This window comes from Vibrio sp. N418 (assembly GCF_000222565.1).
GTDB classification, from domain to species: domain Bacteria; phylum Pseudomonadota; class Gammaproteobacteria; order Enterobacterales; family Vibrionaceae; genus Vibrio; species Vibrio scophthalmi.
On the sequence record NZ_AFWD01000016.1, the window covers coordinates 101,232 to 124,850 of the forward strand.

21 protein-coding genes, 1 riboswitch and 1 other annotated feature are annotated in these 23,619 nt (G+C 45.0%); of the genes, 13 read left to right on the top strand and 8 right to left on the bottom strand.

The window, feature by feature from the left end; genetic code table 11:
- Positions 1–60 precede the first annotated feature (60 nt).
- Both RH86_RS02780 and RH86_RS02785 read left to right on the top strand, forming a co-directional pair.
- On the top strand, positions 61–330 hold the full coding sequence (locus RH86_RS02780) for a hypothetical protein (RefSeq protein WP_005599571.1): 270 nt from the start codon (positions 61–63) through the stop codon (positions 328–330).
- Between the two features lie 92 nt (positions 331–422).
- On the top strand, positions 423–1,727 hold the full coding sequence (locus RH86_RS02785) for an inosine/guanosine kinase (RefSeq protein WP_005599572.1): 1,305 nt from the start codon (positions 423–425) through the stop codon (positions 1,725–1,727).
- A gap of 107 nt (positions 1,728–1,834) precedes the next feature.
- On the opposite strand, the gene RH86_RS02790 is transcribed toward RH86_RS02785, so the two are convergent.
- Entirely contained in the window at positions 1,835–2,242 is a 408-nt protein-coding gene (locus RH86_RS02790) for an H-NS family nucleoid-associated regulatory protein (RefSeq protein WP_005599573.1), read from the bottom strand.
- A 518-nt stretch (positions 2,243–2,760) separates the two neighbouring features.
- Positions 2,761–2,944: riboswitch (Lysine riboswitch) on the top strand.
- A 111-nt stretch (positions 2,945–3,055) separates the two neighbouring features.
- On the opposite strand from RH86_RS02790, the gene RH86_RS02795 reads away from it, so the two are divergent.
- From RH86_RS02795 to RH86_RS02840, 10 genes are all read left to right on the top strand, one after another.
- Positions 3,056–4,651 carry a Na+/H+ antiporter NhaC family protein gene (locus tag RH86_RS02795; protein ID WP_009384861.1) on the top strand — a complete coding sequence of 532 codons (1,596 nt, stop codon included), beginning with the start codon at positions 3,056–3,058 and terminating at the stop codon, positions 4,649–4,651.
- Between the two features lie 216 nt (positions 4,652–4,867).
- Positions 4,868–5,002 (top strand) — a sequence feature (His leader region).
- Between the two features lie 52 nt (positions 5,003–5,054).
- Positions 5,055–5,951, top strand: a complete 897-nt coding sequence (gene hisG, locus RH86_RS02800) for an ATP phosphoribosyltransferase (protein WP_005599578.1) — start codon at positions 5,055–5,057, stop codon at positions 5,949–5,951.
- 4 nt (positions 5,952–5,955) lie between these two features.
- Positions 5,956–7,257: a histidinol dehydrogenase gene (hisD, locus tag RH86_RS02805; RefSeq protein ID WP_009384862.1), complete on the top strand. Its 1,302-nt coding sequence runs from the start codon at positions 5,956–5,958 to the stop codon at positions 7,255–7,257.
- Positions 7,257–8,297 (top strand): histidinol-phosphate transaminase, encoded by a 1,041-nt coding sequence (gene hisC, locus RH86_RS02810; protein ID WP_009384863.1) that lies wholly within the window; start codon positions 7,257–7,259, stop codon positions 8,295–8,297. Before hisD ends, hisC begins: the two co-directional genes overlap by 1 nt.
- A 91-nt stretch (positions 8,298–8,388) precedes the next feature.
- Positions 8,389–9,462 (top strand): bifunctional histidinol-phosphatase/imidazoleglycerol-phosphate dehydratase HisB, encoded by a 1,074-nt coding sequence (gene hisB / locus RH86_RS02815; RefSeq protein WP_009384864.1) that lies wholly within the window; start codon positions 8,389–8,391, stop codon positions 9,460–9,462.
- Positions 9,463–9,471: 9 nt separating this feature from the next.
- Positions 9,472–10,086 carry an imidazole glycerol phosphate synthase subunit HisH gene (gene hisH, locus RH86_RS02820; RefSeq protein ID WP_005599585.1) on the top strand — a complete coding sequence of 205 codons (615 nt, stop codon included), beginning with the start codon at positions 9,472–9,474 and terminating at the stop codon, positions 10,084–10,086.
- Positions 10,087–10,098: 12 nt separating this feature from the next.
- The gene (gene hisA, locus RH86_RS02825) at positions 10,099–10,836 is read left to right on the top strand and encodes a 1-(5-phosphoribosyl)-5-[(5-phosphoribosylamino)methylideneamino]imidazole-4-carboxamide isomerase (protein ID WP_005599587.1); all 738 of its coding nucleotides are present in this window, start codon (positions 10,099–10,101) and stop codon (positions 10,834–10,836) included.
- Positions 10,818–11,606, top strand: a complete 789-nt coding sequence (gene hisF, locus RH86_RS02830) for an imidazole glycerol phosphate synthase subunit HisF (RefSeq protein WP_009384865.1) — start codon at positions 10,818–10,820, stop codon at positions 11,604–11,606. The genes hisA and hisF overlap by 19 nt, the downstream gene beginning before the upstream one ends.
- Positions 11,603–12,238 (top strand): bifunctional phosphoribosyl-AMP cyclohydrolase/phosphoribosyl-ATP diphosphatase HisIE, encoded by a 636-nt coding sequence (gene hisIE / locus RH86_RS02835; protein WP_009384866.1) that lies wholly within the window; start codon positions 11,603–11,605, stop codon positions 12,236–12,238. The genes hisF and hisIE overlap by 4 nt, the downstream gene beginning before the upstream one ends.
- A 373-nt stretch (positions 12,239–12,611) precedes the next feature.
- The gene (locus tag RH86_RS02840; RefSeq protein WP_009384867.1) at positions 12,612–14,534 is read left to right on the top strand and encodes a methyl-accepting chemotaxis protein; all 1,923 of its coding nucleotides are present in this window, start codon (positions 12,612–12,614) and stop codon (positions 14,532–14,534) included.
- A 55-nt stretch (positions 14,535–14,589) separates the two neighbouring features.
- On the opposite strand, the gene RH86_RS02845 is transcribed toward RH86_RS02840, so the two are convergent.
- Complete coding sequence (locus RH86_RS02845) at positions 14,590–15,795, bottom strand: putative manganese transporter (RefSeq protein ID WP_009384868.1); 1,206 nt, start codon at positions 15,793–15,795, stop codon at positions 14,590–14,592.
- A gap of 235 nt (positions 15,796–16,030) precedes the next feature.
- Here RH86_RS02845 and RH86_RS02850 point away from each other — a divergent pair, with 235 nt between their 5' ends.
- Positions 16,031–16,936, top strand: coding sequence for a manganese-dependent inorganic pyrophosphatase (locus RH86_RS02850; protein WP_009384869.1), 906 nt, complete (start codon positions 16,031–16,033; stop codon positions 16,934–16,936).
- Positions 16,937–17,062: 126 nt separating this feature from the next.
- Here RH86_RS02850 and RH86_RS02855 read toward each other — a convergent pair whose 3' ends face one another.
- The 6 genes from RH86_RS02855 to pspF all read right to left on the bottom strand — a co-directional run bounded on the left by RH86_RS02855 (position 17,063) and on the right by pspF (position 23,491).
- Positions 17,063–17,848: an ATP-binding cassette domain-containing protein gene (locus tag RH86_RS02855; protein ID WP_005599595.1), complete on the bottom strand. Its 786-nt coding sequence runs from the start codon at positions 17,846–17,848 to the stop codon at positions 17,063–17,065.
- Entirely contained in the window at positions 17,845–18,840 is a 996-nt protein-coding gene (locus RH86_RS02860) for an oligopeptide/dipeptide ABC transporter ATP-binding protein (protein ID WP_009384870.1), read from the bottom strand. The genes RH86_RS02855 and RH86_RS02860 overlap by 4 nt, the downstream gene beginning before the upstream one ends.
- Positions 18,840–19,727, bottom strand: coding sequence for a putrescine export ABC transporter permease SapC (sapC, locus tag RH86_RS02865; protein WP_005599599.1), 888 nt, complete (start codon positions 19,725–19,727; stop codon positions 18,840–18,842). Before sapC ends, RH86_RS02860 begins: the two co-directional genes overlap by 1 nt.
- The gene (locus RH86_RS02870; RefSeq protein WP_009384871.1) at positions 19,714–20,676 is read right to left on the bottom strand and encodes an ABC transporter permease; all 963 of its coding nucleotides are present in this window, start codon (positions 20,674–20,676) and stop codon (positions 19,714–19,716) included. Before RH86_RS02870 ends, sapC begins: the two co-directional genes overlap by 14 nt.
- Entirely contained in the window at positions 20,677–22,296 is a 1,620-nt protein-coding gene (locus RH86_RS02875; protein ID WP_009384872.1) for an ABC transporter substrate-binding protein, read from the bottom strand.
- Positions 22,297–22,489: 193 nt separating this feature from the next.
- The gene (gene pspF / locus RH86_RS02880; RefSeq protein WP_009384873.1) at positions 22,490–23,491 is read right to left on the bottom strand and encodes a phage shock protein operon transcriptional activator; all 1,002 of its coding nucleotides are present in this window, start codon (positions 23,489–23,491) and stop codon (positions 22,490–22,492) included.
- Positions 23,492–23,619 lie beyond the last annotated feature (128 nt).

Sequence of the window (23,619 nt, forward strand, 5' to 3'; positions counted from 1 at the left end):
AAGTCTTCTATATATGGCATAGTGGCGAAAATTCAAGTGGTAAGTTGAAGGTACAACCAAGTGACAGATGAAAACCAAGTATTAGAAGAAGCCGATTTGATTGAAGTGATAGAGAATCAGCTTGAAGATCGTAACCCTGTAAAAGTGACAGAGACTCTAATGCGCTTGCGTATGAGTGGCACCAGTCGTGATGATGCCGTTGCGATGATGGCTTGTGCGGTTTCAATTGAAATTTTTGATGTGATGAAAAATGGTGGAGAATTTAATTTGAAGCGTTATTCTGAGCATTTAGATAGCCTGCCAGACCTCTACTTTATGGAAGGTGAATAGGGCAAACGTTTGCTATAATCCCAGTTATTGCCGCGCTATCCACAGCGCGGTAGAATCCGCGCTCCTGTCATCCCTTAATCAGAATCATAGTTATGAAATTTCCTGGTCAACGTAAATCGAAGCACTATTTTCCCGTCCATGCTCGCGACCCATTGGTAAGCCAAGCGCAAGAGAGCAAGAAGATGTCTCGTACCCATATTATTGGTATCGATCAGACGTTAGTGGACATTGAAGCGAAAGTCGGTTCGGAGCTGATCGAAAAATACGGACTGAGTAAGGGACACTCATTGGTTATTGATGACCAAACGGCAGAAGCGTTATATAACGAATTGAAAGACCAAGCGCTTATTACTAACGAATATGCGGGTGGTACCATTGGTAATACACTTCATAACTACTCAGTGTTGGCAGATGACCGCTCAACATTACTGGGTGTTATGAGCCAAGATATTAAAATTGGCAGCTACGGCTACCGTTATTTGTGTAATACATCGAGCCGAATGGATCTTAACTACCTACAAGGTGTTGAAGGTGCGATTGGCCGTTGTTTTGCATTGATTACCGAAGATGGCGAACGTACTTTTGCGATTAGCGAAGGTCAAATGAACCAACTTCGCCCTGATAGCATTCCTGAAAAGATTTTCAAAAATGCATCAGCCTTAGTACTTACTGCTTATTTAGTGCGTTGTAAGCCAGGCGATCCTATGCCTGAAGCAACCATGCGCGCGATTGAATACGCGAAGAAATATGATGTACCAGTGGTATTAACACTTGGTACTAAGTTCGTTATTCAAGACGACCCTAAATTCTGGCAAGACTTTTTACGCGACCATGTTTCTGTTGTGGCGATGAATGAAGATGAAGCAGAAGCTTTAACAGGTGAAGTTGATCCACTAGCGGCTTCAGATAAAGCGTTAGATTGGGTTGATCTTGTACTTTGTACTGCAGGCCCTGTAGGTCTTTATATGGCAGGTTATACGGAAGAGGGCGCTAAACGCGAAACTTCATTACCGTTATTACCGGGTTGTATTGCGGAATTTAACCAATATGAATTTAGCCGTCCGGCAGTGAAAGCATTGTGTGAAGAACCGATTAAAGTCTATTCACATATTTCACCTTATATGGGTGGCCCCGAAAAAATTAAGAATACTAATGGCGCTGGTGATGCTGCGTTATCGGCTTTATTGCATGATATGGCAGCAAATAAGTACCATAGAGAAAATGTGCCTAATTCGAGCAAACATGCACACGCATTCTTAACGTATTCGTCATTCTCACAAGTGTGCAAATACTCTAACCGTGCAAGCTATGAAGTATTAGTGCAGCATTCCCCTCGTTTATCTCGTGGTCTACCGGAACGCGAAGATAGCTTGGAAGAAGCATACTGGGAAAGATAGTTGCTCGAATAATACCTGCTGCTACTTGGCGGGTATTATTTTAATTGATGAAAAAAAGGCTCCTAATAAGGAGCCTTTTTTAAATCTCATTTTAATCTATTGTGAAATTAGATTAAAAACTCTTCAAGCTTACGGCCTGAATCTAGTAGAGCTTGGATTGCTGATGGTGTACGACCTTGGCCTGTCCAAGTTTTTTCGTCGCCGTTAGCGTCTTCATATTTGTATTTTGCAGGGCGTGGTGCACGTTTTGCTTTAGTTTTTGTTTTAGTTTCACCAGCAAGTGCACTAATTAGTGCTTCTACATCAATACCGTCTTTTGCGATTTGTTCAGCAATAGCAGCAAGCTTTGCTTCTTGCTCAGCGCGTTCTGCTAATTCAGCTTCGTCAGCTTCTTTACGCTCAGAAACAACAAGCGATAATTTTTCTAGTGCTTCTTCTAGTTGCTCTAGAGTTAGTTCACGAGAAAAAGCACGTAGGCTACGAATGTTTAAAAGTGTTTTTGTTAATTCCGACATAAATTGCACCAATATAGTAAGCGATAAATGGATATTAATCCGGTAATGTGGATATTACAATTCAATTATATAAAATTAAATAAAAAATAATACGAACGATTTTCTTGAAAGTAAGTTTTAAGCTCACTTCACATTCTATTGTTTACCTCATACTTCAATTTAGATAGAAGTAACGACTTTAAGTTTAGTGCGTGGTTTCATATATGCTAGTCAGGAAGAAAAATTATTTGTCATAATGATTGCTGGAGTTTTATAAATTCAGTGTGTCGATATAAGTGGTTATTAACGGTCTCTTTACACTGCGGTATGAAATATATGCGCTTTTTACAGAGCGGTCTCTCTGGTCTAGTTGCATATTAAGGCCCCGTTTGAAAAGGGTTGGAGTAATTAAAAAGAGCAATAAAAGTTTAGGTCGATGTATTGAAATGATGTTTAAGATAAGTACAATGGTCGTCACCTGATGCGTTATCTTAGTTAAAGCTATGTTAAACATTGTTTAATTTAGCATTGTCTTTGGATAGTGCGGTAGAGGAGCGGAATGAATGAGTCGCGTTTGTTGGGGTGATGCCAATGAGCAAACGTAAAAGGTCTTATCCGCCGAAGTGAGCTGATACATCAACATCTCTCGCTGGGGTTGTACTCGAATAGGGACAACACTGCCATAGTCTATTATTTGTATAACTATGGAGCGCTACTGTAGGCTTGGGATAAGTATTCACTTTCCTATCGCTAATTTTTAAATGTATAGGCTATCTATGTAGTTTATGCGTCTGCAGTAGATCTCTAACCAATTATTACTGGTTTTTGAAGATCATGAATTTAATCGATTTTGCTACATCCCCTTTATCATTGCTTCCTCCGGTAGTCGCTCTTAGCTTGGCTATTATTACTCGTCGCGTACTGCTTTCTTTGGGTGCGGGTATTGTTTTAGGCGCTATTTTACTTGCAGATTACTCACTTGGTGGTGCGACTAGCTATGTGAAAAATACCGTATTCGGTGTTTTTGTTGAAGATGGCTCTTTGAATGCTGGCAACATGAGCATTATTGGCTTCCTATTACTGCTTGGCATGATGACAGCCCTGCTGACATTGTCTGGTGGTACACGCGCGTTTGCTGACTGGGCTCAATCACGCATTAAAAGTAAACGCGGTGCGAAGCTATTAGCGGCATTTTTAGGTATTTTCATCTTCATTGATGATTACTTTAATAGCCTTGCAGTGGGTGCGATTTCTCGTCCTGTGACTGATCGCTTCTATGTATCACGCGCGAAACTTGCTTATATTCTTGATTCAACTGCTGCGCCAATGTGTGTTGTGATGCCCGCTTCTAGCTGGGGTGCATACATCATGACCATTATTAGTGGTATTTTGGTCTCGCACGGTATTACGGAATATTCTGCTTTAGGCGCGTACATGCGCTTAGTACCAATGAACTTTTACGCTATCTTTGCGTTGTTAATGGTATTTGCCGTAGCGTGGTTTGGCTTATCGGTTGGTAAGATGCGCGAGCACGAGATCTCAGCTTCACAAGGGCGTGGTTTTGATGATGAAAACCAAATGGATGAGCTTGAAGAAGCGCGTTCATTGGATGAAGAACTTGATATTCGTGAAAGCGACAAAGGTCGAGTGTCTGATTTGATCCTGCCGATTGTATTGCTGATTGTTGCGACCGTTGCTTCTATGTTGTACACCGGTGGTCAAGTGTTGGCAGAAAGTGGTAAGCCATTTGCACTATTAGGCGCATTCGAAAATACCAATGTCGGCATTTCACTTATCTACGGCGGTTCAGTTGGTCTAATTGTTGCCTTGATTACGGTCATTCGTCAGCGCATTCCAGCGATTGAAGTGACGCGTACTTTAGTCATTGGCGCAAAATCGATGTTTGGCGCGATCTTAATTCTGATCTTTGCTTGGTCAATTGGCACTGTGATTGGTGATATGCAAACAGGTAGCTACCTTTCGACGATGGCGCAAGGTAATGTGAATCCTCACTGGTTGCCAGTAATCCTATTCCTATTGTCTGGTGTGATGGCTTTTGCAACCGGCAGTTCATGGGGCACGTTTGGTATTATGTTGCCAATCGCCGGTGATATGGCGGGTAACACTGACATTACGCTTATGCTACCAATGCTTAGTGCGGTACTAGCCGGTTCAGTATTCGGTGATCACTGTTCACCAATCTCAGATACGACCATCCTGTCTTCAACCGGTGCTCGTTGTTGCCATATTGACCACGTAACGACGCAGCTACCCTATGCACTATCGGTGGCGCTGATTTCATGTATCGGCTTTATTGTGCTAGGTATGACAGAATCGCTAATGTTGTCTCTAACCGCGTGTAGTGCTGCATTTGTGGCGGTGTGTTTTGTATTGAACATACTGTCAAAATCAAAAATGACGACACAGTAACCGCCACAGTTGGGTGACTTTGTTTGATGAAGAGGGCTTAGGCCCTCTTTTTTGTTTTAAGCAAACTCAGTTAAGGCAGTCGATCGAATAAGTGTGTGTAGTGCGTTTAAAAAAACTTAAATTAAAGGTTGAAAAAAGTTAATGGCTTGGTTAGTGTGGTAATCAACCAAGCGGAATTGAAGAGCTTATAAGTATGCGTAAATTAGTAATGAATATTCATCATCACCATCACCCAATGTAGTCTTTCGGGAGATGAACGCATACCCGGGGGACAGGAAACTCCCGGAGGCTAAATCAAAGATTTTTAGAATTAACCCTCGGGAGACTCACATCTTCCGAGGGTTTTTCAATTTTAATGGCTTGAAAACTAAGAATTATCAGAAATTTGCACAGGGATATCGCAATGCAAACACAACGCCTAAGAATCGCAATTCAAAAGAAAGGTCGCCTAAGTAAAGAGTGTCAGCAACTGCTGAAACAGTGCGGCGTAAAATTCACAATCATGGGTGAGCGCCTAGTGGTTCATTCACAAAATATGCCAATTGATTTGTTACTGGTTCGTGACGACGACATTCCTGGTTTGATTATGGATGGTGTGGTTGATTTGGGCTTTATTGGCGAGAACGAACTAGAGGAAGTTCGCTTAGATCGCAAAGCGCTCGGTGAGCCAAATGAGTTTCTACAGTTACGCCGTTTAGACTTTGGTGGTTGCCGTCTCTCTATTGCGATTAACAAAGATCAAGAATACCAAGGGCCACAAGATTTGGCGGGTAAACGTATCGCAACCACGTATCCACACCTATTGAAAGCCTATATGGATGAGCAAGGTATCCCATTCTCTACTTGTATGCTGACTGGTTCGGTCGAAGTTGCACCTCGTGCGGGTTTAGCCGATGCAATCGCTGACCTTGTTTCAACGGGGGCAACACTTGAAGCCAATGGCTTGAAAGAAGCAGAAGTCATTTTCCGCTCTAAAGCGACCCTGATTCAACGCACTGGTGAGTTTGCCGCTGATAAACAGGCGTTAATCGACAAACTGCTGACTCGTATGCAAGGCGTACAACAAGCAAAAGAATCAAAATACATCATGTTACACGCGCCTGTAGATCGTTTAGAGCAAGTGAAAGCCTTGCTACCGGGGGCAGAAGATCCAACGGTGTTGCCTCTTTCTGCAGATAAACAAAAAGTTGCGGTTCACCTTGTGAGTACCGAAAACCTTTTCTGGGAAACCATGGAACAGCTTAAAGAATTAGGTGCAAGTTCAATTCTAGTCCTTCCAATCGAAAAAATGATGGAGTAAGCCAATGAGAACAGTGGTATGGCAATCTCTAAGCGAAACACAGCAAGATGCGGTGTTAGAGCGTCCCGCGATTGCAGAAGGGGCAAATATCACCGCAGCAGTGTCGCAAGTGATCGCGCAAGTTCGCCAACAGGGCGATGCTGCAGTGCTTGAACTGACAGAAAAATTTGATCGCGTAACGCCAAGATCGATTCGCGTTTCACAACAAGAAATCGATCAAGCATCAGCGCGTCTAACTGACACGATGAAACAGGCACTTGAACAAGCGTATAGCAATATTGCTAAGTTTCATAAAGCACAGAAGCCGCAGCCGATCAAAGTCGAAACACAACCGGGAGTGATGTGCGAGCAGGTGACACGCCCGATCCAAAATGTGGGATTGTATATTCCTGGCGGTAGTGCACCACTCCCATCGACAGTGTTGATGCTCGGTGTTCCTTCACAAATTGCCGGTTGTCAGAAAGTGGTGCTGTGTTCACCACCGCCGATTGCTGATGAAATCCTTTACGTCGCTAAGCTATGTAACATCGACGAGGTGTATAACGTTGGGGGTGGTCAGGCGATAGCGGCGATGGCTTATGGCACAGAGTCGGTCAGCAAAGTCGATAAGATTTTTGGCCCGGGCAATGCTTATGTGACCGAGGCTAAGCGTCAAGTGAGCAATGATTTTCGCGGGGCGGCAATTGATATGCCCGCAGGCCCTTCTGAAGTGCTCGTTATTGCAGATGAAACCGCTGATCCAGAGTTCATCGCCTCTGATTTGCTTAGCCAAGCGGAGCATGGTCCCGACTCCCAAGTGGTTCTTGTCACGCCTTCTCCTGTCATTGCCGATCAAGTGGCAGATGCAGTACTGCGCCAGCTAAAAGAATTATCGCGTGCGGATATTGCCGAAAAAGCACTTGCCTCTAGTTTGATTATTATTTCGGAATCCTTGACGCAAGCAGTGTCGATTTCAAACTTCTATGGCCCAGAGCACTTGATTGTGCAGACCAAAAATCCACGTGAATTGCTGCCGTTACTGGATAACGCCGGTTCAATCTTCTTGGGAGATTGGTCGCCAGAGTCTGCAGGTGATTATGCTTCAGGGACCAATCACGTGTTACCAACTTATGGTTACACTCGCACTTACTCAAGCCTTGGCTTATCCGATTTTTCTAAACGTATGACGGTTCAAGAGTTGTCGGCGGAAGGTTTAAAAGCATTGGCACCAACTGTGGTGACAATGGCAGAGGCAGAAGGTCTCGATGCACATAAACGTGCGGTGACTATTCGTGTTGAAAAATTGCTTCAACGAGGAGAAGCATAATGGAAAAGTTAGCGCGTAAGCAGGTCCAACAGCTAACGCCATATTTATCAGCGCGCCGTATTGGTGGCTGCGGTGATGTATGGCTTAACGCAAATGAATCGCCATTTAATAATGAATATAAGACCGATTTTGCTCGTCTTAACCGCTACAGCGAATGTCAGCCGAAAGAGTTGATTGAGGCTTACGCTTCTTATGCGGGCGTGAAGCCAGAGCAAACGCTCACTTCTCGTGGTGCTGACGAAGGTATTGAGCTGCTCATTCGCGCTTTTTGTGAGCCAAATGAAGATGCCATTCTATTTTGCCCGCCGACTTATGGAATGTACGGCATTAGTGCTGAAACCATGGGCGTTGCGCGTAATGTGGTGCCACTGACCGCAGAATGGCAATTGGATTTAGCGGCTATCGAGCAAAACCTAGAGAAGGTTAAGCTGGTGTTTGTTTGTAGCCCAAATAACCCAACGGGTAACTTGGTCAAGCGTGAAGATATTGTCTCACTATTAGAAATGACCAAGGATCGCGCTATTGTCGTTATGGACGAAGCGTATATCGATTTTTGCCCTGAAGCGTCGACGGTTGATTTGCTGGAACAATATCCTAACTTGGCGATTTTGCGCACCTTATCTAAAGCGTTTGCTCTTGCCGGGTTGCGTTGTGGATTTACTTTGGCAAACGAAGAGATCATCAATGTCTTGCTCAAAGTGATCGCGCCTTACCCAGTACCAGTGCCGGTTGCTGATATTGCCATTCAAGCGCTCTCTGAAGCGGGCCTTGCACGCGCTAAATACCAAATGCTCGATCTCAATGCCAACCGTGCTTACTTACAAGTGGGTCTATCAATGATTGCCGGCGTCGAAGTGTTTGAAGGTTGGGGCAACTACTTATTAGTTAAGTTTAGTGATGGTGATGCTCTGTTTAAAGCGGCATGGGATACCGGCATTATTTTGCGTAATTCACCGATAGAAAATTGTGTTCGCATCAGTGTTGGCAACCGTGATGAGTGTGAAAAAACGGTTGGCTTTATCCGCAACTTTTACGCTTAATCCCCCTAAAACGTTAAGAGTTTGCATAGCAATAATAATGAAAACCCTTTTGTTTAATTAAGAGGGTAAAAATAGAAATAAGGATGTTCGAGTGAGCAAGCAGCAAAAAATACTCTTTATTGACCGTGATGGCACCTTAATTGTTGAGCCGCCGGTTGATTTTCAGGTTGACCGTTTAGATAAGTTAAAGCTGGAGCCGTATGTCATCCCAAGCTTGTTAGCGTTGCAAGATGCTGGTTACCGCTTAGTGATGGTGACCAATCAAGATGGTTTGGGGACGGATAGCTATCCACAGGCCGATTTTGACGCACCGCATGACATGATGATGGAGATTTTCGCATCGCAAGGCGTCAAGTTTGATGATGTATTGATTTGTCCGCACTTTGAAGAGCAAAATTGTTCTTGCCGTAAACCTAAGCTTGGTATGGTAAAAGAGTACCTGCAAAACGGTAAAGTCGACTTCCAACACTCGGTTGTGATCGGTGATCGTCAAACAGATCTTCAGTTAGCTGAAAACATGGCAATTCAAGGTATCCAATACCACCCGCAAACCATGAATTGGCCGCAAATTCTCAAAGATCTCACCGTTAAGGCGCGTGTGGCGGAAGTAATTCGCACCACCAAAGAAACCGACATCAAAGTGTTTGTTAATTTGGATGAACAGGGCGGCAATGAGATATCGACGGGGTTGGGCTTCTTTGATCACATGCTCGATCAAATAGCGACGCATGGCGGTTTCCAAATGAAGTGTACCGTGGAAGGGGATCTCCACATTGATGATCACCATACCATTGAAGATACCGCTTTGGCTCTTGGCCAAGCGCTAAAAGATGCCCTTGGTGACAAGCGCGGCATTGGCCGCTTTGGTTTTAGCTTGCCGATGGATGAATGTTTGGCCCAGTGTGCTTTGGACCTTTCAGGCCGCCCGTACCTTAAATTTGATGCCAAGTTTAGCCGCGAACAAGTGGGTGATTTATCGACTGAAATGGTGGTGCACTTCTTCCGCTCATTGACGGATACGTTAGCGTGTACTTTGCACTTATCGTCGACGGGTGATAACGATCACCACATTATCGAAAGCTTATTTAAAGCGTTTGGCCGTACGTTACGCCAAGCCATTAAAGTGGAAGGTAACGAGTTGCCAAGCAGCAAAGGCGTATTGTAAGGAGTTGTCATGAGCGAGCAGAAAGTCGTCATTATCGATACCGGCTGTGCCAATGTTTCTTCGGTAAAATTCGCCATTGAACGCTTGGGTTTTGCTGTGGAAATATCGAAAGATCCCCAAGTGGTTCTGAGTGCTGACAAGCTATTTCTTCCCGGTGTCGGTACGGCCAGTGAAGCGATGAAAAACTTGCAAGAGCGTGATTTGATCAGCTTGGTTAAGCAAGTAGAAAAACCGCTATTAGGTATTTGTCTTGGTATGCAGTTACTTGGCAAGTCATCACAAGAGAAGGGCCAAAAGGCAGACCAACAGGTTGAGTGTTTGGGTTTGTGTGAGGGTGAAGTAAAACGGATGGAAACGGGGCATTTGCCGCTTCCTCACATGGGATGGAATACCGTCAAATCAGTGCCTGAACATCCATTGTTTAAGGGGATTGAAGAGGGCGAGTATTTCTACTTTGTGCACAGCTTTGCCATGCCAGTCGGAGAGTACACTATTGCGGAATGTGATTATGGCAATCCATTTACTGCCGCAGTACAAAGTGGCAACTATTATGGCGTGCAATTTCACCCAGAACGTTCGAGTAAAGCGGGCTCAAAGCTTATTGAAAACTTCTTAAACTTATAAAGGGAATTATTTGTGATCATTCCAGCATTAGATTTAATTGAAGGACAAGTGGTTCGCCTTTATCAAGGGGACTACGGTCAAGTAACCGAATACAAAGTCGATCCAGCAGAGCAATTTAACCTCTACCATCAAGCCGGCGCAAATTGGCTGCATTTAGTGGATTTGACTGGCGCAAAAGATACCACCGCGCGTCAGTTGGATTTAATTGCCAAGCTGCTTGCCAGCACACCTGCGTCTATTCAAATTGGTGGTGGCGTGCGTAGCGAGCAAGATGTGGTTGATTTACTTGAAGCGGGTGCGCAGCGCGTGGTGGTGGGATCTACCGCGGTAAAACAACCAGAACTTGTTAAAGGTTGGATGGAAAAGTACGGCGCAGAAAAGATCGTTTTAGCATTGGATATTAATATCGATGCTGATGGTACGCGTAAAGTGGCGATTTCAGGCTGGCAAGAAGACTCTGGTGTGACGATTGAAGCGCTGATTAACGACTACCTTACGGTTGGCCTAAAGCACGTACTGTGTACCGATATCTCACGTGACGGCACATTGGCGGGCTCGAACGTTGAGCTATACATCGATTTGTGTCAGCAATACCCACAAGTGCAATTTCAATCTTCAGGCGGTATTGGCAGCTTAGATGATATTGCTGCCTTGAAAGGCTCGGGTGTAGCGGGTGTGATTGTTGGTCGCGCCTTGCTTGATGGCAAATTTACCGCAGAGGAGGCATTTGCATGCTGGCAAAGCGAATAATTCCTTGTCTTGATGTGCGTGATGGTCAGGTGGTTAAGGGCGTACAGTTTCGTAACCACGAAATCATTGGTGACATCGTGCCATTGGCACAGCGTTATGCTGAAGAAGGCGCTGATGAGTTGGTGTTTTATGACATTACGGCATCAAGCGATGGTCGTGTGGTCGATAAAAGCTGGGTGAAACGTGTTGCCGAAGTGATTGATATTCCATTTTGTGTCGCTGGTGGTATTAAGTCGGCTGAAGATGCGGCGCGTATTTTAGAGTTTGGTGCGGATAAGGTTTCCATTAATTCTCCTGCGCTGGCTAACCCACAATTGATTACTGATTTAGCCGACAAATTTGGTGTGCAGTGTATCGTGGTAGGCATCGACTCTTATTACGATAAAGAGACGGGACAATATCAGGTCTACCAATTTACGGGTGATGAAGCTCGTACCAAAGCAACACAGTGGCAAACCCGTGATTGGGTGCAAGAAGTGCAAAAGCGTGGCGCGGGTGAAATCGTATTGAATATGATGAACCAAGATGGCGTGCGCAACGGCTATGATATCGAGCAGCTTAATATGGTACGTGAAGTGTGCCATGTGCCACTGATCGCTTCTGGTGGCGCAGGTGCGATGGAGCACTTTGCTGAAGCGTTTGATAAAGCCAATGTCGATGGCGCACTTGCTGCATCGGTGTTCCATAAACAAGTGATTAATATTGGTGAGTTGAAGCAGTACTTGATTCGTCAAGGTGTCGAAGCTAGGCCAGTAGAGGTGAAATTATGAGTTTTCAAACAAGCGATGTGAACGCCCTGATTGAGCGTATCGATTGGCAAAAAGTCGATGGTTTGGTCCCTGTGATTGTACAAGATTTTCTTTCTAGCCAAGTGTTGATGATGGGTTACATGAATCAAGAAGCGCTGGTGACGACAGGTGAAACGGGCCATGTGACTTTTTTCTCACGTACTAAACAGCGCCTATGGACCAAGGGTGAGAGCTCTGGCAACGTACTAAAACTGGTTAATGCTGCGTTAGATTGTGATAACGATACATTATTGGTCAAAGTGACTCCGGTTGGGCCGACGTGTCATACCGGAACAACGACATGTTGGGATGGCGATAAGCAAGAAGAGTCGCAGCTGGTGTGGCTTCATCAACTTGAACAGCTTTTGGCTGATCGTAAAAATGCCGATCCTGATTCGTCTTACACCGCCAGCCTCTACGCTCGTGGTACCAAACGTATTTCGCAGAAAGTGGGCGAAGAAGGCGTTGAAGTCGCGCTTGCGGCAACGTCGGGTGACAAGGCGGAACTAGTGTGTGAATCTGCCGATTTAATTTACCATTTGTTGGTATTGCTGCAAGACCAAGGTCTATCGTTGAATGACGTCATTAATAAACTTAAAGAACGCCATAGCTAATTACAGTTAAGTTTCTCCTTTACTAAGCCGTAAGTGAATACTTACGGCTTTTTTGTATTCATCGCGGTTGGATAAATGCAACTATCCATATTTTTAATCGAATTGACAAATATTATAAACAAGCACTATGCAGGTAGTGTCGCACTTTAACCCCTGTTTAATTTATAAAATAGTAAAAAATGTTACCACTCGAAATATAGGGTGGTTATTGGTGTGTGTAACTTTTGTGAGTGAATTCATCGCCGGAAATAGTTATTGATAGGTTGTTCTTACTTTTAGAGTTCGTCTCTTTCAAATCAATTTTGACATCGACTTGCTGGCAAGTGAGCTGTTTTACTCTTTAGTTCAAAAAGTGCAGGAATAGTAATAAGTCATGTTTAGCAAATTAAAAATAAAAACCCGTTTGATCGTTTCTATCATGCTGTTAGTCGTGTTTATATCGGCATTAGTGATCAGTCTGTCGTTTTCAAAATCGAATCAAAGCTTGCGCGAAGCGGAACAACGTGAACTTGAAGGAATATACGATATTGCATTGGCACAGATGGAAAGTCGTGGTCAATTAGCCACGTCGCTTGCCGAGGTTGTGGCATTAACGCCAGAAGTACAGCGTGATTTTGCCAATCGAGACCGAGAAGCGTTGGCAGCGCGTACTGTGCCGATGTTTGAGCAACTAAAGCAAGAATTCAATGTTCGACAATTTCAGTTTCATACTGAGCCTGCAACTTCTTTCTTCCGTGCTCATAGCCCGGCAAAGTTTGGTGATGATCTGTCGTCGTTCCGCAAAACCGTGATTCAAACCAATCAAACACAAAAGCCCGTTACCGGTCTTGAGCGTGGAGTGGCAGGGATCGGTATTCGCGGTATTGTACCGGTTTATTATCAGCAGCAGCATGTTGGTTCTGTTGAATTTGGCATGTCACTGAATCAAAGTTTTTTTGAGCAGTTTAAGGTCGCGTTTGGGGTCGATAGTAATCTATATACGTTTACCGGCGATAAGATTAATACCTTCGCATCGACCACTAAAGAGGTGGGTCTTGTTTCTCAAACTGATATTTTAGCCGTATTTAAGGGAGAGCAAGCCTCGGCTTCTGCTCGTAGTGAATTAAACGGTGTTCCAGTGACAACCTTTTTAGCCGTTGTACCAGATTATTCCGGCCAACCTTTAGCGGTCATTGAAATCATTATGGATACAAGCCATAACGTTGCGGCCGAATCTGAGTTATTGCTTAATGCTCTAATGGGCGCAGTGATTGCACTGATTATTGGTGTTCTCGTGGCCTACTTTATTGCTGTCAGCATTATTAATCCGATCAACCGTACTGCTAAAGCGATGGAAGATATTGCGCATGGTAATGGTGATTTAACCGCGCGCCTTGATGACAGCGCACGCAATGAGATCGGTGAACTTGCGGCGAGATTTAATCAGTTTTCCACAAAGGTGCATGACATCGTCGTTGATGTAAAACAAGTCGCTCTAAACTTAAACGTGTCAGCGGACCAATTGGCCAATGTCTCTGATCAAACCAATGCCAATATACAAGGGCAGCAAATTGAAATAGAGCAACTGTCTACCGCGATGAATGAGATGATTGCCACGGTACAGGATGTCGCCCGCAATACCACTGACGCTGCAGCATCGACTGAGCTTGCTGACCAGGCGACGAGTGTGGGGCTGAGCATCGTCCAAGGAGTGGAAAGCAATATTGATCAATTGGCTGATGAAATAAAACATACCGCCCAAGCTTTGGAGAAACTAGAACTGCAAAGCTCAGAAATTGATACCGTTTTAGAGGTTATTTTGAGCATCGCCGAGCAGACCAATTTATTGGCACTTAACGCAGCGATTGAAGCCGCGCGTGCTGGTGAGCAAGGGCGTGGGTTTGCAGTCGTGGCAGATGAAGTTCGAGCTCTTGCTAGTCGAACTCAGCATTCAACCGAAGAGATAAAGCATATTATTGAAGAGCTGCAACAAGGGGCGAAATTGGCAGTTAAGAGTATGCAAGATAGCATTGTGACGACCGACCGTTTAGTTGATCAAGCGGGGAAAGCTGGGCAATCACTTAATGAGATTAATAGCACGGTCGATACGATTAATGGCATGAATATTCAGATCGCAAGTGCGGCGAATGAGCAGGTGTCCGTATCGGAAGAGATTAATCGTAATGTGGTGAATATTAACAACGTGGTGATGACCACTGTTGATGCATGTAATCAAACCAATCAAGCGAGTGAGGAAGTGAAGCAATTGGCGAAAACGATATTGGATCAGATGAGTCAATTCAAAGTTAAATCATAGCTGCGTTAATGAGTAAATCCCCCCAGTTGTTTGAGTAAGCAACTGGGGTTTTTTATTACATCTCAAACAGAAAATAGAAACCATAGCCGACGATTAAGGCTGGAATGGCTGAGTAAAATGTTGCAACCAGTGCAGCCTTAGGGGCAAGAGCAATGGCAGGGAAGAGCGCATCGCCATCATTCGATATCGAATTGGCTAATTGTGCCGAGAGTGGTGCTGCGCCAGAGATATATAAACTGGTGACTAAAATTTGTGGGCCACAACCGGGCAACAAGCCTACGGCGAGTCCCATAAGAGGCATATAGGCGCCCCAGCCAGAAAATATGCTTGGTAAATCAATATGACCAAAATAGGTGGTCAGCTCAAACGCCATAAAAGCAACAATCACCCATGCCGTCACAAAGTTGGTATCTTGCGCCGCTTTTTGCAAAGGATGTGAAGAGACGCATTTTTTATCTTCAGATACGGTTGACTCATAGTCTTCAATTTCTTTGGTCATCGCCCACAACAGCATACTGACGATGATCAGTACCGTACCAATCCATTCAATGCTCATTTCAGGTAGGTGCAATAATTGATTGATATCCACTTGGAACGAGCCTAAACCTGCGATGATAGTTGCCGGCACAATCAGCCATTTCCAAAACGTACCTTGCAGGTTGATGGCCTTTTCTTCCAATTGCGTTGGCGCTGAATTCGCTTTGCATGCTCTAGCTTGAAAAGCTTCTTTTAATTCTGGTCTTAGAAAATCATCTTTATGAATAGCATTGACCGCCCAACCAGATAAACAGCCAACGACGACACCCATGGCGACGACGGCTAATCCCACATCGGGTTTGCTGGCGAGCAATAAAAAGGCTGCGTCACCCATGGTCGCGGTTAGTACCGCCACGATGGCGCCGAACCCGACACGGCCACTGACGAATTGCGTCGTAACAATGATCGCACCGCCACATCCAGGCAGTGCGCCAAGAAGGGCTGCAAACGCAACTTGATGACTGCGAGACTTGTTGTAGAGCGAAATGAGCTTACTTTCTTTATTCATAAATAAAGAAGCGTAGTGGTAAATGGCTAAAGTGAAGGCGACGTAACTGGAGACGGCCCAGAAGGCATCAGAAAGCGTGTTTACGGTTACATTACGGGTGATATCCGTCGCGACCAATGCGATAAGAATGACCGGTAATATTAGACGTTTGTAAGCTAATTTAAATTGTCCTAACGACAGCCAGTTAGGTAGCGATGAAATAGAGATAGGATTCATATAAGGCGCTCAATAAAAATGATTCTCATTCTTAATATATGCAAATGAGAATTATTTGCAACAAAATGTTTATATTGAAGCTTCTTTTTGATTGCCATCCGCTGAAAGCGATGACAAATGATAAAAATCAGGTAAAGTATCGACTTTCGTAAGTAAAGTGCCTAAATCACACTAAAAGCGTGAAAACCACGATGCAAAACGTGGAGGTACGAAATAAGACTTAATAGGAAGAGCAATGATTTTAGTTGTAGGTCACAAGAACCCTGATAGTGATAGTATCTGTAGTGCAATCGTAGCGACTGAGCTACTGACAGCACGTGGCGTTGAAGCGATGCCAATTCGCCAAGGCGAAATCAACCGCGAAACTCAACACATCTTAGATGTAGCGGGTGCCGTTTCACCAGAGCTACGTACAAGCGTTGCTGGCGAACAAATTTGGCTAGTAGATTACTCAGATCTTGCACAAGCTCCAGACGATGTGGCTGACGCTGAAATTCTTGGTATTGTCGATCACCACCGTCTAGGTGACGTGATGACCGTAAACCCAATGGAAGCTTGGATCTGGCCTGTAGGCTGTACTAACACAGTACTGTTCAACATGTTCAAGATTGAAGGTCACGAAATCAAACCTCAAATCGCTAAACTAATGATGTCAGCAATCCTATCTGACACCGTTGGCTTTACATCACCAACTTGTACGCAAAAAGATAAAGATGCAGTTGCAGAACTTGCTCAAATCGCAGACGTACAAGATGTTGACGCATTCATCAAAGATCTATTGATCGCAAAAACGAACATCGAAGGTCTATCGGCTGCTGAGCTAGTAGAGAAAGATCTGAAAGGTTACCCTTTCAACGGTCGTGATGTTGTTGTAGGTCAAGTTGAGCTAGCAACGCTAGAGCAAGTTGCAGAGATGATCGAAGCATTAGAAGCCGATCTAGAGCGTCGTTGTATCGAAGAAAACCTAGCATTTGCAGCAGTAATGCTTACTGACATCACAACAGCACAAACTCGTCTGCTACATAAAGGTGAGTGGTCTGAAAAACTTCTAAAACATGAAGTTGAAGGCATGCTAATGATGGAAAACACGCTAAGCCGTAAGAAACAAGGCTGGCCTTGGCTACAAACTGAGCTAGTGTAAGCTATCGACCCTGTCGTCACTGAATGACAGCGTAGAAATAAAAAAACCATCCGAGTGGATGGTTTTTTTTCGTCTGTAATACGGTGTTTTTTGTTTTTAGGTGAGTTGCTAGCGCTTGGTCACTCTTTATTTAAAGCAAGGTGCTTTATTAAAGTGGCTTTCAATCAATCGCTGAGTAATCGGATGCTCTGGGCAACTAAGTACCTGTTGAGTATCACCTGCTTCAACGACTTCACCTTGGTGCATCACCATCACCTTATCGGTAATGTGCTTCACAATACCGATATGCTGCGATACATAGACAAATGAAACGCCCATCTCTTCTTGCAGTTCGAGGAACAGGTTAATGATCTGCGAACGCATCGCCATATCGAGACCGTTGAGCGCTTCATCGGCGACGATAATGGAGGGTTGCAGGATAAGCGCTCGCGCGAGACAGACACGCTGCTTTTGACCTGTCGCTAGCATTTGTGGGTAAAAATAGGCATGTTCAGGCAGCAGGCCAACGCGCAGTAAAGTATCTTTAACGCGTTTAATACGCGCTTCCTGTGGCATGCTGGTATTTCGTTTCAATGGACCTTCAAGGATGCGACCAATTTGAATCCGTGGATTCAACGAGGTATTTGGGTCTTGGAAGATCATACGGATCAGCTTACAGCGCGTAGAGTAATCTTTATGCTCCAACAAATCGCCGTTAACGCGAATTTCACCTGACGTTGGTTCAACCATACCGGCAAGCATGCGAGCTAGGGTTGATTTACCAGAACCATTTTGACCAATAAAGCCAATCGTCTGTCCAGCTTCTAGTGTGAAGTTAACCGGTTTAACCGCGTGCTGCTCTTTACGACCAAACAAGCCAGAACGAGTCTTAAAGGTTTTCGACAAGCCCGTCACTTCTAACAGAGCACTCATGATTTCTTCTCCATATTAAGCGGGAAGTGACACGCATATTTATGGTTTTTAACCCGTTTAGCCGTTGGGTTCTCGACGCATTGACGCTGAGCGTACGGGCAACGAGGGCCTAATCGACAACCAATCGGCAGATGTTGCAGCGGTGGAATACTGCCCGGCAACGACTGCAACTTCTCTTTATGTGGGATCCATTCAGCAAAGTCCGGCATCGCTTTTAGTAGTGCAACCGTGTATGGATGCTTGGGTTGGACGAGAATTTTGTCGGTATCTGCCGACTCAACTGACTGGCCGCAGTACATGACGGTAATGCGTGTCGCCCATTGAGTGATGGTCGTTAAGTCGTGACCGATTAGCATGATACTGGTGTTATGCACCTGATTCATACGACTTAACAGACGCAGAATCTGCGACTGAGTGATCGGGTCTAAGTCGTTAGTGGGTTCATCAGCAATCAGCAGTTTAGGCTTAGCGGCGATTGCCATCGCAATCATGACTTTTTGGCATTCACCGTCGGTCAGTTCATACGGATAGCTGCTCATGATCTGTTTGTGATCTTTGATGCCAACTTTGTGCAGCAAAGCGATGGCTTGTTTTTTACGCCAAGTCAGTCGTTGCCACCATTTGCCTTCAAACGCGCGATGAGGGATCGATTCTAATAACTGTTTGCCCACTTCTTCAGAAGGGTCTAAACAAGTCGATGGTTCTTGGAAAATCATTGCAATATCGCGCGCTATGACGCGGCGTCTCTCGCGCGGAGTCAATTGCAATAGGTCGATGTTACCTAAACGCATTCGGTCGGCAGTGACTTTCCAGTTATCTTTACATACGCCGACGATCGCTTTGGCGACCAAGCTTTTTCCTGAGCCTGATTCACCTACTAGACCACGAATTTCACCTTCGTTCATGGTCAAACTCATGCGATCAACCGCTTTCACCAATCCTTGTGGCGTTTCAATTTCAATGGTTAAGTGTCGAATATCTAATAACGGCATTATTCGATTCCCGCGTTAAGAGCTTGGCGTACACCTTCACCGACTAAGTTGACCATCACGACAGTAAACATGATAGCCAGTCCGGGTAGTGTCACGGTCCAGGGCGCTAAATAGATCAATTCGACAGAATCACCTAGCATCGCGCCCCATTCAACGCTCGGTGCTTGTGCGCCAAGGCCGAGAAAGCCAAGTGCAGTGATGTCGAGAATCGCAATCGACAAAGCAAGAGTCGCTTCGCTAGCAATCACGACTAATACGTTTGGCAAGATTGAGTTCCACAATAAGTAGAAGTCATTCGCCCCATCAAGACGGGCAGCCATCACGTAATCTTTTTCGACTTCGTTATGCACGGCGATGTAGACCGAACGAATGAAACGAGGGATCAGCGCAAGGCAGATCGCTAATAAAATGTTGAACTCACCAAAGCCTAAGAAGGCAACGAAAATAATTGCTAGCAGCAATGACGGAATCGACATGACAGTATCGAGTAAGTGGTTCAGGGTACTTGAGAGTAACCCTTTGGTCATGCCTGCCAAAATACCGATAGCGCAACCAATCGCCGCGGCGATTGCGGTAATCAATACTGCGGCGCCAAAGGTCAGTTGAGTTCCGGCAATCAGACGCGAGAGGATATCTCGGCCCAAATCATCAGTGCCAAGAAAGTACTCTACGGTGCCTGCTGGGCTCCAAGAAGGGGGAAGAAGCAGTTCACTGGTTTGCGCTTGTGGATCGTGAGGTGCGAGCCATGGCGAAAGTAGTGTGATTAAGACTATAAGAATTAAGCACCAAAGGCCAAACATAGCCAAACTATTGGCTTTGTAGCTCCGCCAAAAACGCTCGAACTGAGTCGGAATGCGCTCTTCTTGATAGATATTATCGGTTAGCATACCATTCCTTCCTAATTAACGGATTGATCATCGCACCGATCAAGTCTGACAAAATGTTGGCCGTTAATACCAAGGTGGCCACCACGATTACCCCTGCTTGTATCGCGACATAATCTTGGTTTGACAATGCATCAAGTAGCCAGCGACCAATGCCCGGCCAGTTAAAGATCGATTCGGTGATGATCGTAAGAGTCAACATACTGGCTAACTGCACGCCAATTTTGGGAATAATCGGTGGAATCGCGTTTCGCAGTACATGCTGGGTGACGATTTCGTGATTCGCTAAACCTTTAATTCTCGCCACGCGAATGTAGTTTTTGCTCATCACTTCTGCCACTGAGGTACGCATCAAGCCGATAACTTGCGTGGTTGGGGCGAGCGCCAGCACCAAACACGGTAAGATCAGATGGTCAATGACGCTTTGCAGCGCATGAGCACGGTAAGGCCCTTCCGTTAGGAAGGCATCAATGAGAGCAAAACCCGTAATGTGATCAATTTGGTAGAGCAAGTCATAACGGCCTGCAACGGGAAAGATTTGATAGTTGAGCGAGAATATCATGATCATCATTAACGCAACCCAAAACAGCGGTGCAGAAGATCCTGACATAGAGGTAAATGAAATCACCGTATCTAGCCACTTACCCTGTTTCATCCCGGCGATCGTACCAATAGGAATACCGACCAGAAGTGAGATGGTAAAGGCGATGATGCACAGCTCAAGTGTCGCCGGAAAAACAGCGCGAAGTTCATCAATGATCGGCACGCCGGCTTTGTTGACGCCAAAGTTAAGGTGTGAAAGTTCACCAAGGTAGGTCGCCCAGCCACTCCAGTACTCTTGCAGAGCCCACGGCGAGGTTGGATCGAGACGTAATAGGCTATAACCGATAATCGTTAAGATCAGTAAGGTGATGAAAAATAGATTTAGTCGGCGGATGGTATAGATCAACATCTATTTTATCCTCTCAATACTATCAAAAGGCTGAGCGTGAAATGGACTCGCTTTAAAGCCGGTCAACGAATTATCATGAGCTTGGAATTGCATGCCATGGTTCAATGGAATCACCGGAAACTCTTCATTCAAAATATTTTGCGCTTGCTTGTACAAGTTAAGGCGATAGCGCGGCTTATCAACTTCCAGTGCGAGATCGAGCAAGAAGTCGAAATCGGGGTCACACCAACTGGCGACGTTTAAGCCTGCTCGCTTTGAGTCGCAAGAGAGCAATGGACGTAAAAAGTTATCAGGATCGCCGGTGTTAGCAATCCAACCCGTTAGATATAGGTCCATATCGTCGATGTTTTTCACTTCAGAACGGTCGAGACGATCATCCATAAACAGGTTCAATGTTATGCCAATTTCAGCCAAGTTCGCTTGAATTAACTCGGCCGTTTTACGTGGGCTTGGGTTGTATGAACGTGGCTCCAGAGGTACTGACATATTTAAGGTCAATCCTTTGCTGTAGCCTGCGTCATGTAACAGCGCAATAGCATAATTGCGATCATAACGCACTTGAATGCTGTCGCCGTTATAAGCCCACGAACTTGGTGGTAATACCGAATACGCTTGGCTACCAGTGCCGTAATAAACCGAATCTAAGATATTTTGGCGATTGATCGCGTAGTTGAGTGCCTTACGTACACGTGAATCACTCAGCGCTTTATGCGCTGTATTGACGGCAATAAACGAAATGTTCATGGCGGGATCAGCGGTAAGCGTTATCGCATCGTGATTTTCGATAGTTGGAATTTGGCTGGAACGAGGGGCGGTAAGCACATCGCATTCATTGCGCAGCAATTTGGCTAGTGTCCCTGTACCGCGATGAGAAATATCGAACACCACTTGTTGCATTTTTGCTTGCCCCGCCCAGTATTGCGAGTGGCGTTTTAGGCGGACCAAATCATTGATCTGGTAATCATCCAGATAGAAAGGCCCTGTGCCTACCGGATGGCTATCAATCATTGAAAGCTCGTCACTCAATAGTAATTGATTGGCATACTCTTTTGAGTGGATGACCGCATGACTGGTCGCAATATTTGATAGGAAGGTATTATTAGGGCGTGCAAGGGTAAATTTAACCGTTAACTCGTCCAGAGCTTGGACATCGACTAACAAATTTTGCAAATCAATACCGGTAAACCAAGGGTAAAGCCCACCGCCAACATAATGGAACGGATGGTTGGTATCGATAATACGCTCAAAGCTAAACACGACATCATCAGCGGTTAAAGTGTGCGAAGGCGTGAACCACGAAGTCGTTTGAAACGCGACATTCGGCTTAAGCGTGAATATGTACTCGGTGCCTTCTTCGTTTACTTGCCAACTTTCAGCCAAACTTGCGACCGGTTGGTAAGTGTTAGCATCAAGTGTTAATAAGGTATCGAAAAGCTGAGAGCTTAATGTTTCTGACGTAATGCCACTGTCCACCAATTGTGGGTTAAATGTGGTTGGGCCGGCTTGACCACAAAACACAAAACCGTTTTGGCGTATTTTTTCGTGACTGATTTCTTCCCCACATCCGGCTAATAAGCCAGCGGCGACAAAGCTCAGGGTCAGTTGTATGAATGCTTTCATATAATTTTGGCTTTTAAAGCACAACGGAACTCCCCATTATGCCCGATTCAAGACTCCATTGACTACTAATTGTTGATGACAAACGGTTTTTCAACCTGATTTGATCAATTAACTCGACTGTTATTAGTTTATACCGATACCGTCAATATAGAAGCCCCCTCGATGGAACTCCTGTCTAATCGATGTTTGGCAGCTAATCTTCGCGTGTTAGGTCGTACTTTCTTACCATGCCACGTAATTGATGGTAGCTAAGGCCTAATAGTTCGGCTGCCTTGCGTTGATTGAATTTGCTTTGTTCAAGTGCGGCATTGAGTAGCTGTTGATCTTGCTGCTCTTGCCATGATTTGTAATCGAGAGGAAATTGAAAACCGATTGGGGCTGCGGTGTCGTTCGTTTGCGTGTCAGCCTCTTTATTGGTTTCGATTTCAGTTGGTCGCTGAAAGGGATCAAACACTAATGTGTCAATCATAAACTCGGATTCGCCATGTTGATAAATCGCGCGTTCAACGACGTTCTTAAGTTCGCGAACATTTCCCGGCCAAGAGTAGTTGAGTAGACTCTGTTGTGCCTGTTCACTAAACCCAACAAAATAGTCGAAACCGAGTTCACGGCACATCTTGATGGCGTAATACTGTGCCAACAACAAAATGTCTTCCTGACGTTCACGTAGTGAAGGTAGGTGGATGACATCAAACGCGAGGCGATCAAGTAAATCCGGACGGAAGCTACCTTGAGCGGCCATCGCCGGTAGATCAGCGTTGGTGGCACACACCAACCGTACATTCGCATTGCGTAATTCATGGCCGCCAACACGTTCATATTGACCATATTCAATTACGCGCAACAGCTTCTCTTGCACTAACAAAGGTGCAGTGGCTAATTCATCAAGAAATAGAGTGCCATTTTCGGCTCTCTCAAAGCGACCTTTATGGCGGCCTTTAGATCCTGTAAATGATCCGGACTCGTGGCCAAACAGTTCCGAATCAATTAAACCTTCGCTCAGTGTTGAACAGTTGAGTGAGATTAAAGGCTGATCCCAACGTTTTGATAGGTAGTGCAGGCGTTGGGCAATTAATTCTTTGCCGGTGCCTCGTTCACCAATGATAAGAACAGGACGCTCAATTGCGGCAAGTTTTGATACTTTATCAAGGACAGCGAGAAAAGCAGGGGACTCGCCGATGAGGTTCTGATTCATAGTTCACCTAAAGCTAGCGTAGTGGGGTAATCAATGGATTTACCTGTCCAGTTTAAGAGTCAGTAAGCCGGTTGGTAAATTTTACCTATAGTTGGTTAAAATTGTCATGCATACAAGTCTTGTTTACG